Source organism: Micromonospora sp. WMMD734, from assembly GCF_049178975.1.
Classification (GTDB): domain Bacteria; phylum Actinomycetota; class Actinomycetes; order Mycobacteriales; family Micromonosporaceae; genus Micromonospora; species Micromonospora wenchangensis.
The window spans coordinates 1,737,370-1,751,856 of the sequence record NZ_JBMHMK010000001.1 but is presented as its reverse complement, the minus strand read 5'-3'; the positions used below and the strand labels follow the sequence as shown (position 1 = coordinate 1,751,856).

The 14,487-nt window shown below is 75.4% G+C and carries 16 protein-coding genes; all 16 read left to right on the top strand.

Annotation, left to right across the window (positions count from 1 at the left end; genetic code table 11):
- The first annotated feature begins 204 nt into the window (after positions 1 to 204).
- Genes ACN267_RS07220 through ACN267_RS07145 form a run of 16 tightly spaced genes read left to right on the top strand, consistent with a single transcriptional unit; the run spans position 205 to position 14,412 of the window.
- Positions 205 to 990: an LppM family (lipo)protein gene (locus ACN267_RS07220; protein ID WP_239485958.1), complete on the top strand. Its 786-nt coding sequence runs from the start codon at positions 205 to 207 to the stop codon at positions 988 to 990.
- Positions 987 to 1,331, top strand: coding sequence for a hypothetical protein (locus ACN267_RS07215; RefSeq protein WP_204960575.1), 345 nt, complete (start codon positions 987 to 989; stop codon positions 1,329 to 1,331). Before ACN267_RS07220 ends, ACN267_RS07215 begins: the two co-directional genes overlap by 4 nt.
- An 11-nt stretch (positions 1,332 to 1,342) precedes the next feature.
- Positions 1,343 to 1,951, top strand: a complete 609-nt coding sequence (locus ACN267_RS07210; RefSeq protein WP_204960574.1) for a glycine zipper family protein — start codon at positions 1,343 to 1,345, stop codon at positions 1,949 to 1,951.
- Positions 1,948 to 2,640: a carboxypeptidase regulatory-like domain-containing protein gene (locus ACN267_RS07205; protein ID WP_421488242.1), complete on the top strand. Its 693-nt coding sequence runs from the start codon at positions 1,948 to 1,950 to the stop codon at positions 2,638 to 2,640. Before ACN267_RS07210 ends, ACN267_RS07205 begins: the two co-directional genes overlap by 4 nt.
- A gap of 25 nt (positions 2,641 to 2,665) precedes the next feature.
- Entirely contained in the window at positions 2,666 to 3,898 is a 1,233-nt protein-coding gene (locus ACN267_RS07200; protein ID WP_204960572.1) for a phage tail sheath family protein, read from the top strand.
- 1 nt (position 3,899) lies between these two features.
- Positions 3,900 to 4,382 (top strand): phage tail protein, encoded by a 483-nt coding sequence (locus ACN267_RS07195; protein WP_204960571.1) that lies wholly within the window; start codon positions 3,900 to 3,902, stop codon positions 4,380 to 4,382.
- Positions 4,357 to 5,847, top strand: a complete 1,491-nt coding sequence (locus ACN267_RS07190; RefSeq protein ID WP_421488241.1) for a hypothetical protein — start codon at positions 4,357 to 4,359, stop codon at positions 5,845 to 5,847. The genes ACN267_RS07195 and ACN267_RS07190 overlap by 26 nt, the downstream gene beginning before the upstream one ends.
- The gene (locus ACN267_RS07185; RefSeq protein ID WP_281897057.1) at positions 5,847 to 6,638 is read left to right on the top strand and encodes a hypothetical protein; all 792 of its coding nucleotides are present in this window, start codon (positions 5,847 to 5,849) and stop codon (positions 6,636 to 6,638) included. Before ACN267_RS07190 ends, ACN267_RS07185 begins: the two co-directional genes overlap by 1 nt.
- Positions 6,635 to 8,221 carry a phage baseplate assembly protein V gene (locus tag ACN267_RS07180; protein ID WP_421488240.1) on the top strand — a complete coding sequence of 529 codons (1,587 nt, stop codon included), beginning with the start codon at positions 6,635 to 6,637 and terminating at the stop codon, positions 8,219 to 8,221. Before ACN267_RS07185 ends, ACN267_RS07180 begins: the two co-directional genes overlap by 4 nt.
- Positions 8,221 to 8,559, top strand: a complete 339-nt coding sequence (locus ACN267_RS07175) for a hypothetical protein (RefSeq protein WP_204960568.1) — start codon at positions 8,221 to 8,223, stop codon at positions 8,557 to 8,559. The genes ACN267_RS07180 and ACN267_RS07175 overlap by 1 nt, the downstream gene beginning before the upstream one ends.
- Positions 8,556 to 9,020: a GPW/gp25 family protein gene (locus ACN267_RS07170; protein WP_204960567.1), complete on the top strand. Its 465-nt coding sequence runs from the start codon at positions 8,556 to 8,558 to the stop codon at positions 9,018 to 9,020. Before ACN267_RS07175 ends, ACN267_RS07170 begins: the two co-directional genes overlap by 4 nt.
- On the top strand, positions 9,017 to 11,683 hold the full coding sequence (locus ACN267_RS07165; RefSeq protein ID WP_421488239.1) for a putative baseplate assembly protein: 2,667 nt from the start codon (positions 9,017 to 9,019) through the stop codon (positions 11,681 to 11,683). The genes ACN267_RS07170 and ACN267_RS07165 overlap by 4 nt, the downstream gene beginning before the upstream one ends.
- The gene (locus tag ACN267_RS07160; protein WP_204960565.1) at positions 11,664 to 12,224 is read left to right on the top strand and encodes a phage tail protein; all 561 of its coding nucleotides are present in this window, start codon (positions 11,664 to 11,666) and stop codon (positions 12,222 to 12,224) included. The genes ACN267_RS07165 and ACN267_RS07160 overlap by 20 nt, the downstream gene beginning before the upstream one ends.
- Positions 12,221 to 13,153, top strand: coding sequence for a hypothetical protein (locus ACN267_RS07155; RefSeq protein ID WP_204960564.1), 933 nt, complete (start codon positions 12,221 to 12,223; stop codon positions 13,151 to 13,153). Before ACN267_RS07160 ends, ACN267_RS07155 begins: the two co-directional genes overlap by 4 nt.
- Positions 13,150 to 13,605 carry a hypothetical protein gene (locus ACN267_RS07150; RefSeq protein ID WP_421488238.1) on the top strand — a complete coding sequence of 152 codons (456 nt, stop codon included), beginning with the start codon at positions 13,150 to 13,152 and terminating at the stop codon, positions 13,603 to 13,605. The genes ACN267_RS07155 and ACN267_RS07150 overlap by 4 nt, the downstream gene beginning before the upstream one ends.
- Before the next feature lie 57 nt (positions 13,606 to 13,662).
- Complete coding sequence (locus ACN267_RS07145; RefSeq protein ID WP_421488237.1) at positions 13,663 to 14,412, top strand: hypothetical protein; 750 nt, start codon at positions 13,663 to 13,665, stop codon at positions 14,410 to 14,412.
- The last annotated feature ends 75 nt before the right edge of the window (positions 14,413 to 14,487 follow it).

Here is a 14,487-nt window from a genome sequence, read left to right as displayed (position 1 = left end):
GAGATTTAACGCAGATCTAGCGGGCCCGGAAATGGGACGTGACAGACGTCCACAATGGTCGACAATGGACGTCGACCGTCCAGAATATCGAGTGTCGGCGCATTCCGTACCGGCCGGACCGATAAGCGGATCGGTAAGATCGGAGACAGCCATCTGACCGATCGCCGACTGCCCGGTGTGAAGTGGATCACACACAATGTGCCCATGAGAACCGGACGCGGACACGGCAGGGCGGTACGGCTCACGGTGTGCCTGGCCCTGCTGACCCTGCTCGCCGGATGTATGCAGCTCAACCTGGGGCTGACCGTCAACGCCGACGACACCGTCGACGGGCAGCTGCTGCTCACCGCCGAAAAGTCGGTGCTCAGCAGCCGCAACAAGAACCTCGCGGTCGCCTACGCCGAACTGCGGGAGAACATCCCCGCCCTGCCCGCCGGCGAAGAGACCGTCTACGAGGACGATCGTTTCTACGGCGCCCAGATCACTTATCGGCGCACCCCGCTGAAAAGCTTCACGAGCGAGAGCGTGAAGCTCGGCCGCGACGGCGATCTCTACCGGTTCAGCCTGCCACTCGACCCCAAGAAATACGGCGGGAAGGTGGCCGAACAGGATCCCCAGAACCAGCAGCGGTTCCTGGATCTCATGTCGTTCGAGATCTCGGTGACCTTTCCCGGTCGGGTGATCGATTCCAACGGCACCCTCACCGGGCGCTCGGTCACCTGGAAGGTCGTCGCCAACGAGCCCAAACCGGCCGAACTGCGGGCGATCGCCGAGGCCCCGCCGCGCCCCACCCCGTCGGCCAGCCCGGCCGCCGCGGGCGGCACGGACGACCCGGGTGGCTTCCCGTGGCTGCCGGTGTCCGTGGGGGTCCTGGTCCTGCTCCTGCTGGCCGGCGGGGTCACCGCCGTCCTGCTGCGCCGTCGGGGCGGCACCGCCGCCACCCCGCCCGCCCCCACCCGTCCCGCACCACCCGAAGGGGGATCGCCGTGAACGATCTCTTCAGCTGGGCCGCCCTCGGCACCGTGGCCGGTGCCAGCGCCGCCACCCTGCTCACCGCCAACGTCATCGGCGGCCTGCTCGGCCCGAACAGCGACAAGGCCCGCAAGTGGATCGCCCTGGGCGTGGCGCTGCTCCTGTCGTACGCCACCGCGGCGTTCGCCACCGACGCGGGCGGCGAGAAGTGGCTGATCGCGTTCTTCAACGGCCTGGTCATCTTCTCCGCCGCGCTGGGCGTCAACCAGCTACCGCCCGGCAACCGGCAGCCCACCCAGGCCACCGGCGGCCAGCTCGCCCAGGGCCGGCAGCCCCGATTCGTCCGTTCCTGGGTCTGAGGAGGCGCGTCATGGTCTACGGAATCGTCAGCGCCGCCGTCCACGTCCTGGGCGGGGCGGCGCTCGGGCTGGCCGTCGGTGGCCCGGTGGGGCTGCTGGTCGGCGCGGTCGTCGGCCTGCTGGTCGGCGTCCCGTTCGGCTGGTCGGTCGCCGCCGCCCGGGTGTACGGCCCGGACGCCCGGGGGGTGGCGCTGTTCGTCGTCGACCACACCTGGAGCCTGCCGAACACCGCCGCCGGGGCGCTCTACCTCGCCCTGCACCTGGTCGTCGGCCATTCGTTGGACCGGCCCACCTCGCAGCACAGCTGCCGGGTCAACCTGGTCGAGGGAGTGTCCCCCCGGTACGCCACCACCATCGGCACGGTCTGCGCCGGTTCCGGCCCCGGCATCCAACGCCACGAGGACGTGCACATCCTGCAGGCCCGGCTGCTCGGCCCGCTCTACCTGCCGCTGGTCGCGCTCAACTACGTGCTGTTCACCATCGCCCCGGTGTGGCTGCTCTGGCACGACCACGCCAACGCCCCGATCAACCGGTTCACCAGGTACTTCGAGATCGGCGTCTACCCGCACGTGTGGAACGAGGCCATCGCGTACCGCGTCCAGGGGACGCCGCCGCGATGACCGGCGACGGGCCGGGGCCGGTCGAGACGGCCACCGCCGAGCTGGCCGCCTGGCTGGCCGGGGCCGCCGGGCAGGACGTCCCGGTCGGCCCGCCCGCCGACGGGGGCGTCGGGCTGACCCTGTGGCCGCTGGCCCTGCGGCCGGCCCGGCAGACCCGGGGAACCGGCACGCCCGCGCCGTACCGGTTCACGATCCGCTACCTGGTCGCCGCCGCCGGCCCGGCCGCGCTGGCCGGGCTGGACCGGGTGCTGACCGCCGCCGCCACGGCCGGCGAACCGGAACTGGTGCTGGAGGCCGGCGACCCGGCGCTGTGGGTGACGCTGGGCGTCGCCCCCCGGCCGGCGCTGCTGGTCGACGTGCCGGCCCAGGTGACCGCCACGCCGCCGGTCGCGCCACCGGTGCTGCACCCGCTGCGGCTGCACCGGCTGGCCCTGCGTGACCTCGTCGGCCGGGTGGTCGGCCCGCAGCGGCAGCCCCTGGCGGCGCTGCGGGTGGAACTGGCCGGCACCCCGTACGCCACCCACACCGACTCCGGCGGACGGTTCCGGCTCGCCGGGGTCCCGCACGACCCGGAGCATCCCGGCCGTCCGGTCCGGCTGCGCCTGGTCGGCCGGGGCCGCACCCTCACCGCCGAGGTCGACCCGGCCGACGCGGACATCGTCATCGTCTGCGAACCCCCGGCCCGCTGAGCCGGCCCGGCGTACAGGAGGACCGATGCCCCACTACTTCTCCCCCGGCATCTACGTCGAGGAGGTGCCCAGCGCCGCCCGGCCGATCGGGCCGGTCGGGATGGCCGTCGCCGCGTTCGTCGGGGTCGCTCCCGACCGGGGCGCGCACGTCGACCGGGCACTGGCCGTCACCAGCTGGTCGGAGTTCGTGCGGCTGTACGCCGCCGGTGACGACCTGGAGAGCACCCCGCTGGCCCGGGCGGTCTTCGGTTTCCTCGACAACGGCGGCAGCCGCTGCTGGGTGGTCAACGTCGGCGTCGACGGCCGACTCACCGGCACCGGGCAGCGGCGCACCGGGCTGCAACTGGTGGAGGCCATCGACGAGGTGGCCATCCTCGCCGCGCCCGGCTTCCACGACCCGGTGTCGCACGAGGCGCTGCTGAGCATGGCCGAGCGGTTGCGCACCATGGTGGCGATCTGCGACCCGCCGCCCGGCATCGAGGACATCTCGACGCTGACCCGGGTGGCCACCCCCGCGCGCGCCGGCAAGCCCGGCGACGGAAAACCGGCCGACGGCAAGGCCGGCGAGCCGGCCGACGCCGACACCGGCACCGCCCACCGGGCCCGGCAGTCCGACTACGGCACCTACTACTTCCCCTGGCTGCGGGTGCGTGACCCGCTCACCGGCGAGCTGGTGCTCACCCCGCCGAGCGGTCACATGGCCGGCATCTGGGCCCGTACCGACGCGCTGCGCGGCGTGCACAAGGCCCCCGCCAACGAGCCGGTCCGCGGCGCGGTCGACCTGGAGTACCTGGTCACCCGTGCGGAGCACGACGTGCTCAATCCCAGGGGGGTCAACGTGATCAGGTACTTCGCCGGGGAGGGCATCCGGGTGTGGGGGGCCCGGACCCTGGCCGCCGAGGCCAGCGAGTGGCGCTACCTCAACGTCCGCAGGTTGTCGATCTCCATCGAGCAGGCGATCGCCAACGGCACCAGGTGGATGGTGTTCGAGCCCAACGACTACTCGCTGTGGCGGTCCATCCGCCGCGACATCGGCGCGTTCCTGACCCGGGTGTGGCGCGACGGGGCGCTGCTCGGGCGTACCCCCGAGGAGGCGTTCTTCGTCAAGTGCGACGAGGAGACCAACCCGGTCGACGTCCGCGACGCCGGGATGGTGGTCGCGCACATCGGCATCGCGGTGGTCAAGCCGGCGGAGTTCGTGGTGTTCAAGCTGAGCCAGTGGGCCGGCGGCACCGACACCGAGACGATCGGAGGCTGACATGCCGACCCCGGCCACCCCGCAACCCGGCGCCCCGGTCGACCCGTACCGGGCGTACCACTTCAAACTGCTCATCAACGGCATCACCAACGGGCACTTCACCGAGGTCAGCGGCCTGGAGATGACGATCGGCCGGCTGTCCTACCGGGAGGCCGGCAACGACCGGGTCCGGTCGGTCCCGGGGCAGGTCGACTACGCGCCGGTGACCCTGCACTTCGGCCTCACCCCCTCGCGTGAGCTGTGGGACTGGGTGCACGGCGCGGCGACCGGGACGGTGAGCCGCCGCAACGTGTCCGTGGTGCTGCTGGACGCCGCCGGCACCGCCGAGGTGCTGCGCTGGAACCTGATCAACGCGTGGCCGATGCGGTGGCGGGGTGCCCACCTGCACACCCTGTCCCAGGAGATCGCGATCGTGGCGCTGACCCTGGCGTACGAGGGGCTGGAGTTGGAGGACGGCAGTGCCGCGGCGTCCACGACCGCGTGACTGGCTGGCCACCCGGCTGCGGGCCGCCGCCGACGCGGTGGCCCCCGCACCGGCCGCCCAGCCGACCGCCCCGGCCACGCCGTTCACCGGCACCGACCCCGCCGCCCGGTGGGCCGGGCCGGCCCCGGTGCCGGGCGGGCCGGCCCGGCCACCGGACCACTGGTTGCCGCGCGGGCCGGGGCAGCCACCGGACCACTGGCTGCGGACGGTCGCCGCGCACGCCCCCGGCCTGCTGCACGACCTGGTCGGGCCGGCCGCCGACCCGCCGGGCCCGCCGTCGGCCGCCGGCCCGTGGCCCGCATCCCATCCGGGGGTACGCGGACAGCCCACCCCGGCGTCCGCCGAGCCCCCGCCCGACCCCGGTGCCCCCACCGCCGACCGGCACCCCGCACACCCGCCCGTCGCGGTGCCGCCGCCCGCCCCCGCCCCGCCTACCGCGCCGTGGGGGTCGTCGCCGGTGCCGAGCCCGGTGACCGGCACCCACCTCCCCCGATCCGGCGGCCCGACGGCGGCCACCCCGACCATCGGATCGGCGGGCCACCGCGTGCACCCGCCGATGGTGCACGACCCGGACCCGGCGACGGCGCATCCGACGACGGCGCACCCTGTGCATCAGCCTCCGGGGCACGACCCGGACCCGGCGACGGCGCACGACCCGGATCCGGCGGCGACGGCCCGGCCAAGCCCGCAAGCGCGGCCCACCGGGGTGGCGACGCCACCCGGTCCGGAGTGGACGGCACGTGCCGGGCTCGGGTGGCTGCGCCGACCCGGCCGGCGACGGACCACCCCGCCCCGCCCCCCGACGACACGACCCCGCCCGGAGCCGACGACGGGGGCCGGTGCGGAACTGGCGACGGGGGCCGGTCCGCAGCCGGTGACGGAGATCGGCCCGAGGTCGGGGACGGGACGCGACCCGGGGTGGGCCGCCGCACCCGGGGCGCAGGCGTCTGATCCACGCGGGTGGGCGGGGCACCGTCCGCCTTCCGACGTCGACCGGGGTACGCCCCTACCGGGCGGCGGGCGGTACCGGACCCCGGACGTACCGTCGCCGGCCCCCGGTCGGGGGTGGCCGGACCGCCCCGAACCCGGTCGGGCGGCGGAGGCCGCAACCAGCACCGGGCGACGGCCGGTCGACGGTCGACGGACCGACGCGGTGGCGGCGGCCGGCGACGCGGCACCCGGCCGCCCGGCCGGCTGGGGCCGCCCGGACCCCGGCCGGACGGGTGACCCGGACCCCGGCGGCTGGCGCGGTGGCGGGACCCACCCGGGCCCCGCCGGCGGCGCAACCGGGCGCGGCACCGTGACCCGGCGGGCCACCGCGACCCGGTGGCCGCAGGACGTGCCGGTCCCGGCCGGTGACCCGTGGCCGGCCCTGCCCGACGACGGGCCGTGGCGACGGCCGACGGGGACCGCCCGGGACGACGCCCGGGACGCCAGGCTCGACGCCGAACAGCGGGGGTACTGATGGAACGGGTCGCCTTCCTGGTCGACGACTCAGGTGTACGGATCGACTGCCTGCTCAACCCGCAGACCGTTCAGGTCACCCGGATCGCCGGGGTACGGCCGCAGGGCAGCGCCGAGGGGCGGCTCACCGGGATCGGGCTGGCCGACGACCCACTGGCCTTCACCGGCGGCGGTCGTACCGAACTGGTGCTGGACCTGCTCTTCGACACCGACCTGGTGGAGGGGCCGACCCGGCCCGGGGACGTGCGGATCCTTACCCGGCCACTGTGGATGCTGGCCGAGAACTCCGCCGTGGCACACGGCTGGCAGCGCCCGCCGCTGGTCCGGCTGGTCTGGGGCAAGACGTGGAACGTGCCCGGGGTGGTGGTGGCCGTCGCCGAACGGTTCGACGTGTTCACCCGTACCGGTTCGCCCCGCCGCTCGTGGCTGCGGATGAAGCTGCTGCGGGTGGCCGAGTCGGCCGACGAGGCGCAGCAGGGCTTCGCCGAGGAGTTGGCCGCCGCCACCCCGCCCGGGACACCCCCCGGGCAGGCGGTGGTGGCGGCCGGGGACGGTACGGCCACGCCCGGCTACTCCGGGGTGCGCTTCGACCTGCTCGCCCACGACGCGCTCGGCTCGCCGCTGCGCTGGCGGCTGCTCGCCGAGCACAACCGGATCACCGACCCGTTCGGTGTGCCGGCCGGGACCGCCCTCGCGGTGCCCCCGCCCACCGCGCCGCAGCCCGCCCCGGCACCGGCGGTGGCAGGCGCGGGCGGGACCGGCCCGGCGCCGGCCGACGGGGGTCTGCGGTGAGCGCCCGCCCGTCGGTGTCCCTCGACGGCGTGCCGCTGGGCGGCGCGGCGGACCGCCGGATCCGGTCGGTGCGGGTGGCCGCCCGCCTCGACCAGCCCACCCAGTGCGAGGTGGTGTACGCCGCCGACCCCGGCCCGGGGGCGCGGGGTCCCGGTCCCGGTCCGGCGGTGCCGACCGGCGCGACGCTCACCGTCCGGCTCGGCGACGACCTGCTGTTCACCGGGGAGGTCACCTGCGTCGAGGTGGAGTACGCCGCCGACGGCACCGCCCTGTCCCGCTGGCGCGGCTACGACCTGCTGCACCGGCTGCGCAAGCGGCAGCAGTTACGGGTCTTCGAGGCGGTCACCGCCGCCGACCTGGCCCGGGAGCTGTGTGGCGCGGTGGGACTCGCCGTCGATGCCGAGGTCGACGGGCCCCGGCTGGACCGGCTGCTCCAGCACCGGCACAGCGACCTGGAGCTGCTGCGGGAGGTGGCCGGCCGGGCCGGTCTGCACCTGGCCGTCGACGGTGACCGGGTACGGCTGGTCACCCTGGACGGGCACGGCCAGCCGGTGCCGCTGACCCTGGGCCGGACGCTGCACTCGGTGCGGTTGGCCGCCAACCTGGACCGGGCCGCCGGGGGCAGCGCCGCGCTGGGCTGGCATCCGCAGCGGGCCGAGCCGCTCGGCCACCGGGTCGACGCCGCGCGCAGCGGCCGGCGGGTGCCGTTGCGCCCGGATCCGGCGGCGGTCGGCGCGGACGGCGTACGGACCCTGCTGGACCAGCCCGGCCGCAGCGACGACGAGTTGGCCGCGCTCGCCCAGGCCGGCCTGGACGACCGGGTGGCCGCGCTGGTCACCGCCGAGGGCGTCGCCGCGGGTGACCCGGCGTTGCGTCCCGGCCGGCGGGTCACGCTGGGCGGGGTGGCCGACGACCTGGCCGGGGTGTACGTCCTCACCGAGGTGGTGCACACCGTCGACGGCAGCGGCCACCTCACCCGGTTCGCCACCGCCCCGCCGCCCGCCCCGCCGCACGTCACGGCCGGCGGGGCGGTGGTCACCCTCGGGGTGGTCACCGCCGTCGACGACCCGCAGCGGCTCGGCCGGGTCCGGGTGCGGCTGCCCGGGTACGGCGACCTGGACGCCGGCTGGCTGGCCGTGCTCTGCCCGGGGGCCGGACGGGACAAGGGCATCGTGGCGTTGCCCGACCCGGACGACACGGTGCTGCTGGCCCTGCCGGGTGGTGACCCGGTCGCCGGGGTGGTGCTGGGCTCGCTGTTCGGCACCGTCACCCCGTACGACGCGGGGGTGGCCGACGGACGGGCGGGCCGCTGGTCGGTGCGGACCGGCAGCGGTCAGACCATCGTGGTCGACGACGCGGCGCGCACGCTGCGGCTGGCCACCGACGTCGGCAGTTTCCTGGAGCTGACCCCCGAGTTGACCACCCTGCACGCCGCGACCGACCTGGTGCTCTCCGCGCCGGGCCGGGCGCTGGTGGTGCGGGCCCGCAGCGTCGACTTCCTGCACGCCGACGCGACCGAGGACGCGGCGACCGCCAGGCAACAGGCCGGCACGCTCGCCCGCGCCCACTCCGGAGGTGCCTGATGCGCTGGATCACCCTCGACTCGCTGATCGCCTGCGACCACGACGGCCGGGTCACCAACCGGGCGTCGCAGGGCTGGCTGACCGTCGCCGGGACGCCGGTGCTGGTCGACGACGACCCGGTGGGGCGGGACATCGTGGCCTGCCCCAACTACGGGCCGACGGTCAAACCGTGCGCGAAGACCCTCGCGGTGCGGGTCGGCTACAGCGGCTGGCTGCGGGTCGACGGGCGGCGGATCGTGCTGTCGCACCTGGCCGGGTTCACCGACGGCACCCCGCCGAACCTGGTCCGGCACACCGTGCACGACGCCCGGCAGCGCCTGGTGGAGGCCGACCGATGAGGGCGTTGCGGTTCGTCGGGGCCGGCTTCGACGCCGGCCGCGCCGGGGGCCTGGCACTGACCGCGACCGGCGGGCTCGCCGTGACCGACGGCGACGAGACGGTACGCCAGGCGTTGTACCTGCTGCTGTCCACCACGCCGGGCGAGCGGCTGATGCGCCCCGGGTACGGCTCCCGGCTGCACCGGCTGGTGTTCGCGCCGAACGACGAGACCACCGCCGGGCTGGCCATCCACTACGTACGGCAGGCGATCCGCCGGTGGGAGCCCCGGATCGAGGTGATCGACGTGGACGCCGGCCCCGACCCGGACGACCCGTGGCGGCTGGTGATCAGGTTGGACTACCGGGTGCGGGCCAGCCTCTCCCCCGGTCAGCTGGTCCTCTCCGTCGACCTGCTCCCCGCCGACGCCGACCCGCCCGCGCACCGGGCCGCCGGTCGGCCGACCGAGGGGGACGGGTCATGACGCTGCCCGTGCCGCACCTCGACGACCGCACCTTCCTCGATCTGGTCACCGAGGCCCGGGACCGCATCCGGCAGTCCTGCCCCGGTTGGACCGACCTGTCCGCACACGATCCGGGCATCGCCCTGGTGGAGGCGTTCGCGCACCTCACCGAGGTGATGATCTTCCGGCTGAACCAGTTGCCGGAGAAGGCGTACGTGCAGTTCCTGAACCTGCTCGGGGTCACCCGGCACGCCCCGACGGCGGCCTGGGCCGACGTCCGGTTCGTCCGGACCGGCGGTGACCGGGCGGCGGTGCGGATCCCGGCGGGCACCCGGGTCGCCGCGGCCCGGGGCGTCGACCCCAGGCCCGTCGTCTTCGTCACCACCGAGCCGGCGCTGCTGCCGGCGGACGCCGACGAGGTGACCGTCCGGATGCACCACTGTGAACCGGTCGAGGCGGAACTGCTGGGCGTCGGCACCGGCCAGCCGGGGCAGGCGCTGCGGGCCGCCCGGTCGCCGCTGGCGCGTACCGCCGAGCCGCGGGACCTGCTGCTCGGGGTGGAGGTGCCGGCCGGCTCGGTGGAGCTGGGCGCGGTGGCCCGGGAACACGAGGGGGCCACGTACGAGGTGTGGCGGCCGGTGGACAGCTTCGCCGGGGTCGGCCCGCAGGCCAAGGTCTACCTGGTGGACCGCTGCTCGGGGCTGGTCACCTTCGCCCCGGCGCTGGACCTGCGCCCACCCGCCGCCGACCCGCCCGGCCCGGCACCGGCCGACGTGGGACCGGGCGTCCCGGGGCCCGCCGGCACACGGGCGGGCGGTGGGCCGGTCACCGTCGCGGCGGTGCCGCCGGCCGGGGCGCGGATACGGCTGTGGTACCGGGCCGGCGGTGGCCGGACCGGCAACGTCGCCGCCGGCACCCTGACCACCCTGCGGGACCCGCTGCCCGGGGTACGGACGGAGAACCCGGCACCGGCAGGTGGCGGACGGGAGCTGGAGAGCCTCGAATCGGCGCTGGTCCGGGGCCCGTACGAGTTCTTCGCCCAGCAACGCGCGGTCACCGCCCGGGACTTCGAGATCCTCGCCGCCGGCTCCGGCGGGGTGTCCCGGGCGCGGGCGTTCACCCGGTCGGCGGTGTACAGCTTCGCCCGCCCCGGTGAGGTCGAGGTGGTGCTGGTGCCGTACGTGCCGGACGAGGCCCGGCCAGGTGGCCGGCTGCCGGTGACGGTGCTGCGCGCGCACGAGGTGGAGGAGTCCCGCCGCCGGGTGGAGGCGGACCTGGACCGACGGCGGGCGTTGGGCACCAGCTGCCGGGCCGGCTGGGCCCGCTACAAGGCGGTGTCGATCCGGGCCCGGGTGGTGGTCCGGCCGGAGGAGGACGTCGAGGCGGTCCGCCGGCGCATCCACGACCGGCTGCACCAGACGCTCAGCCCGCTGCCCACCGCGCTGAACCCGACCGGCTGGGCGTTCGGTGAGCCGCTCCGCGCGTCCAACGTGTACCGGATGCTGGAGCACGCCGAGCCGGGGGTGCGCTACGTCGAGTCGGTCCGGTTCGTGGTGGACGAGGCACCCGACGCGCAGGTCCGCGCCGTCGCCGTCGACCAGTACCAGCCCGGCACCTGGTACGCCGGCCGGGGCCCGGTGCTGTTCCGCTCGTCCAACGCGGGGGTGGGCTGGGAACCGGCGGGCCGGTTCGACGACGACGAGACGGTGCTGCGGGTCGCCCCCGCCCCGGCTCCGGTGCGTCCCGGGGTGCTGGCCCGACCCGGCGCGGTGGCGGTGGTGACCACCCGGGCCGCAGGCGGCTCCCGGGTGCACCTGAGCACCGACCTCGGCGAGACCTGGTCGGCGTTGACCGGCCTGGACTCCCGGATCACCGACCTGGCCTGGATCGACCGGGACGGTGCGGGCGCGCTGCTGCTGGCCACCGACACCGGCCTGTACGAGGTGTCGCTGCTGCCCGGGGCGGTGCCGTTGCAGATCCTGGTCGACCCGGCCGACGCCGACCGGGGCTTCTACGCCGTCCGCGCGTTCGTCTCGGAGCGGGGCGCGCCGGGGGTGGCGGTCGCGGCGCAGGCGGGTTTCGGCGTCTACCTGTCCACCGCCGGTGGCCGCCCCGGCAGCTTCACCCACGTCGGCCTGGCCAACGTGGACAACCGGGTGCTCGCCGTGCAGTACGACGGCCCGGCCACCCTGCTGTGGGCGGGCGCGGGCGAACCGGACCCGAAGAAACCGGGGCAGGGCTGCCACCGTACCCGGCTGTTCGAGTCCGACGTGAAGTGGCAGCAGGTGCAGGCCGGCTGGGTCGGCGGCACCTGCCGGGACCTCGCCTTCGTCGGCACCCTGGCGGTGGCGGCCACGCAGAGCGGCGGGGTGGTCCGCCTCGACACCCTGGCCGCGCAGCCGCAGTGGCAGCCGGTGGTGGTCAACTGCGGCCTGCCGCTGCGCGACCGGACCCGGTTCGTGCCGGTGGACGCGATCGCCGGCAGCGCCACCGGTACCGGCGGCGCCCGGTTGATCCTGGCCGGCGGCGAACGCGGGGTGTACCGCAGCGGCGACGCCGTCGACTGGACACCCAGCGCCAACCAGGCCACCGCCGACGTGGTGACCGTCCCCGACACCTGGCTGCTCTGCTCCGGCGGGCACGACATCGAGGTGGTGGGGCACGATGCGCCGGGCCGCGATTGAACGGCTGCTGCCGGCGGCCTACCAGCGGGCCGCCGGGCCGGGCAGCGTCCTGGCCGCCCTGCTGGACGTGATGGAGACGCTGCACGCCCCGGACGAGGCGCTGCTCGCCGACGTGGACGTGCTGTTCGACCCGTACCGCACGCCGGCCGGGTTCGCCGGCTACCTGACCCGCTGGGTGGCGATGGACCACGTGCTCGGCCCGCCCCGGCCGGACGCCCCGCCGCCGCTGCCCGTGGGCCGGCTACGCGACCTGGTCGCGCACGGCGCGCTGCTGGCCCGCTGGCGGGGCACCCCGTACGGGATGCGGACCGCGCTGGAACTGGCCACCGGGGTCACCGGGTTCGTCCTGGACGAGCCGGCCGACCGGCCGTTCCACCTGGTCGTCCGGGTGCCGCAGGCGGCGGCCGGGCTGCTGACCGTGGTGACCCGGATCGTCGCGGCGGAGAAACCGGCGGCGGTGACCGCCGAGGTCGTCCTCGCCGACGGCTCCGCCCCGGGTTCCCCTCCCCCGCCCGGACCGTCGTCTGAGGAGCCGTCATGACCACCGAATGGGCCGTCGTCGCCGCCGCCGAGCAGTTCACCCTCGACCCGGCCAACCGGGGCGAGCTGACCTTCACCGTCTCCAATCCCGGCGGCGCGCCGGACACCGTGGTCTTCGACGTCGCGCCGGGCGAGGGCAGCCAACGGGGCTGGTTCACGGTGGCCGAACCGCAACGGGTGGTGCCGGGGCAGAACTCGGTGTCGTTCCTGGTCCGCCTGGCGGTCCCGGCCGGCACCGCACCCCGCCGGTACGACATGACCGGCTTCGCCTACTCGGCGAACACCGCGCCGGAGGAGAGCTCCCGGGCCAGCGGCCGGGTGACGTACGAGGTCAGGGCGGTCGCCCCGCCCCGGCGGGCCCCGTGGCCGTGGATCGCGGCGGCGGTGGCGCTGGTGGTGCTGGTCGGCGCGGTGGTCGGTTACCTGCTCAGCCGCCCGGACGCCGCCCCACCACCGGCCGCCGCCCGGGTGGTGACGGTGGAGGCGGAGACCCTGTTGGCCGGGGCGAAGACGGAGTCACCGGCGGGCGCCGCGGTGAAGGTGGTGGAGCAGCCCGACTGCTGCGGGCTGGCCTTCTCCGGTGGCCGGCAACTGTTCCTCCAGGGGCTGGCGGCGGGTGACCGGGTCAGTCTCACCGTCACCCTGCCGGTGGACGCCACCTGGTCGTTCGCCGCGTCCCGGACCACCTCGGCGGACTACGCCAACACCATCTGGCAGATCGACGGCATACAGGTGGGCGGTACCTTCCTCGGCTTCTCGAAGCAGCCCGCGCTGCGCGACGTCGAGGAGGTCGGCACGGTACGGCTCGGCCGGGGCACGCACACCCTGACCCTGATCGCGGTCGGCCGGACCCAGGGCACCGAGCGGTACTTCGCCGGGGTGGACCGGGTCCGGTTCACCGAGCTGCCCGAGCCGACGGGCCGGCCGTGACCGGCCGGCAGAAACTGCTGCTGGTGATGGTCGCCGTGCTGCTGGTCGCCGGGTTCGTCGGCGCGCTCGGGCTGGGTCACGCCGGTCGCGGTGATCCGGCCGACCCCGGTGCGCCGGGCTGGCTGGGCCGGCTCGGTGGGAACGGCGCCACCGTGGACCCGGCGACGGTACGGGCCGACTGCGACCGTACCGGCGACGTGCTCTCCTTCGTCGGCGGCTGCGCGCTGCGGGTGGACGACCCCGGCGGGCTGCGCACCCTGGTGCTGCGCAGCGGGGCGGCCTTCGCGGTCACCGCCCCCGCGCCGAGCGACGCCGACCTGACCATCCGCGACGACGTCACGCCCGCCGACGGGGGTGACGCCGTCGCGACGATCGCCGTCGACCGGGCCACCGAGGTCGGCCTGGGCTGCCCGGGAGGTGTCTCGTGCACCGTCACCATCGCCACCTCGTGACCCGCCGTCGGTCGGTGCCCCGGTTCGCGGTGACGCCGGGCCGGGAGGTGACCCGGCATGGGTGAGCTGCGTAAACCGTTCCTGCTGTTGGCGCTGCTGGCGATAACGCTGGTGGTGGGACTGGAGTGGGGTTCGTCGCTGCTCACCGGCGGCGGCGACGCGGGCGGGGCGCTGCTCAGCGGTGCCCGGGACCTGGGTGTGGACGTCGGCGAGGTGGGGCGGATCAGTGAGCCCTCCGGCCGGGGCACCGGCTATCTGGCGCTGGTCGACGTGGTGGCGCTCTGGACGACCGGCCTGTTCTGCCTGAGCCTGCTGCTCTCCGACCGGGTGCAGGGCCGGGTGCAGGGGGTGGCCACCCTGGTCTTCGCCGTCCTGCTGATCCTGGCGTCGCTGGTGCTGCTGGTGACCGTCTTCGTCGAGCTGACGGTGATGGTGTCGCTGTTGCTGGCCGTGCCCTTCGGCACGCTGGCCTACCTGGCGCTGTGGGGATTCTTCCCGGTCGGCGAGGCCAGCCTGCTGCTCGGCCTGGTGCTGGCGTTGAAGCTGGTCTGGGCCGGGCTGCTGCTGCTCGCCCAGCCCCGGTTCCTGCAGAACAAGGGACTCGTCCTGCTGGCGCTGACCACCCTGGTCTGCACGGTGCTGCTGGAGTTCCTGCACCGGCTGGTCCCGGTGATCCTGGTCAGCATCCTCGACGACGTCGGCGCGCTGGTCTTCGCCGTCGTGGCCCTCGTCTGGGGCCTGGTCCTGCTGGTCGGCTCCATCCCCGCCGTCGTCAAGGCCGTCCGCGCCACCGCCACCGTCCGGTGACTCGGCCCGGCCGCCGGCTGGTCGCGCCGCTGGGCTGCGGCGGGGTGGGACATGATGTGCCACCGACTGATATGC

Coding starts and splice junctions, on each gene's coding strand:
- ACN267_RS07195 (WP_204960571.1), top strand. CDS start 3,900: ATGCCGACCCCGGCCACCCCGCAACCCGGCGCCCCGGTCGACCCGTAC.
- ACN267_RS07160 (WP_204960565.1), top strand. CDS start 11,664: ATGCGCCGGGCCGCGATTGAACGGCTGCTGCCGGCGGCCTACCAGCGG.
- ACN267_RS07200 (WP_204960572.1), top strand. CDS start 2,666: ATGCCCCACTACTTCTCCCCCGGCATCTACGTCGAGGAGGTGCCCAGC.
- ACN267_RS07220 (WP_239485958.1), top strand. CDS start 205: ATGAGAACCGGACGCGGACACGGCAGGGCGGTACGGCTCACGGTGTGC.
- ACN267_RS07170 (WP_204960567.1), top strand. CDS start 8,556: ATGAGGGCGTTGCGGTTCGTCGGGGCCGGCTTCGACGCCGGCCGCGCC.
- ACN267_RS07175 (WP_204960568.1), top strand. CDS start 8,221: ATGCGCTGGATCACCCTCGACTCGCTGATCGCCTGCGACCACGACGGC.
- ACN267_RS07145 (WP_421488237.1), top strand. CDS start 13,663: ATGGGTGAGCTGCGTAAACCGTTCCTGCTGTTGGCGCTGCTGGCGATA.
- ACN267_RS07210 (WP_204960574.1), top strand. CDS start 1,343: ATGGTCTACGGAATCGTCAGCGCCGCCGTCCACGTCCTGGGCGGGGCG.
- ACN267_RS07165 (WP_421488239.1), top strand. CDS start 9,017: ATGACGCTGCCCGTGCCGCACCTCGACGACCGCACCTTCCTCGATCTG.
- ACN267_RS07185 (WP_281897057.1), top strand. CDS start 5,847: ATGGAACGGGTCGCCTTCCTGGTCGACGACTCAGGTGTACGGATCGAC.
- ACN267_RS07155 (WP_204960564.1), top strand. CDS start 12,221: ATGACCACCGAATGGGCCGTCGTCGCCGCCGCCGAGCAGTTCACCCTC.
- ACN267_RS07205 (WP_421488242.1), top strand. CDS start 1,948: ATGACCGGCGACGGGCCGGGGCCGGTCGAGACGGCCACCGCCGAGCTG.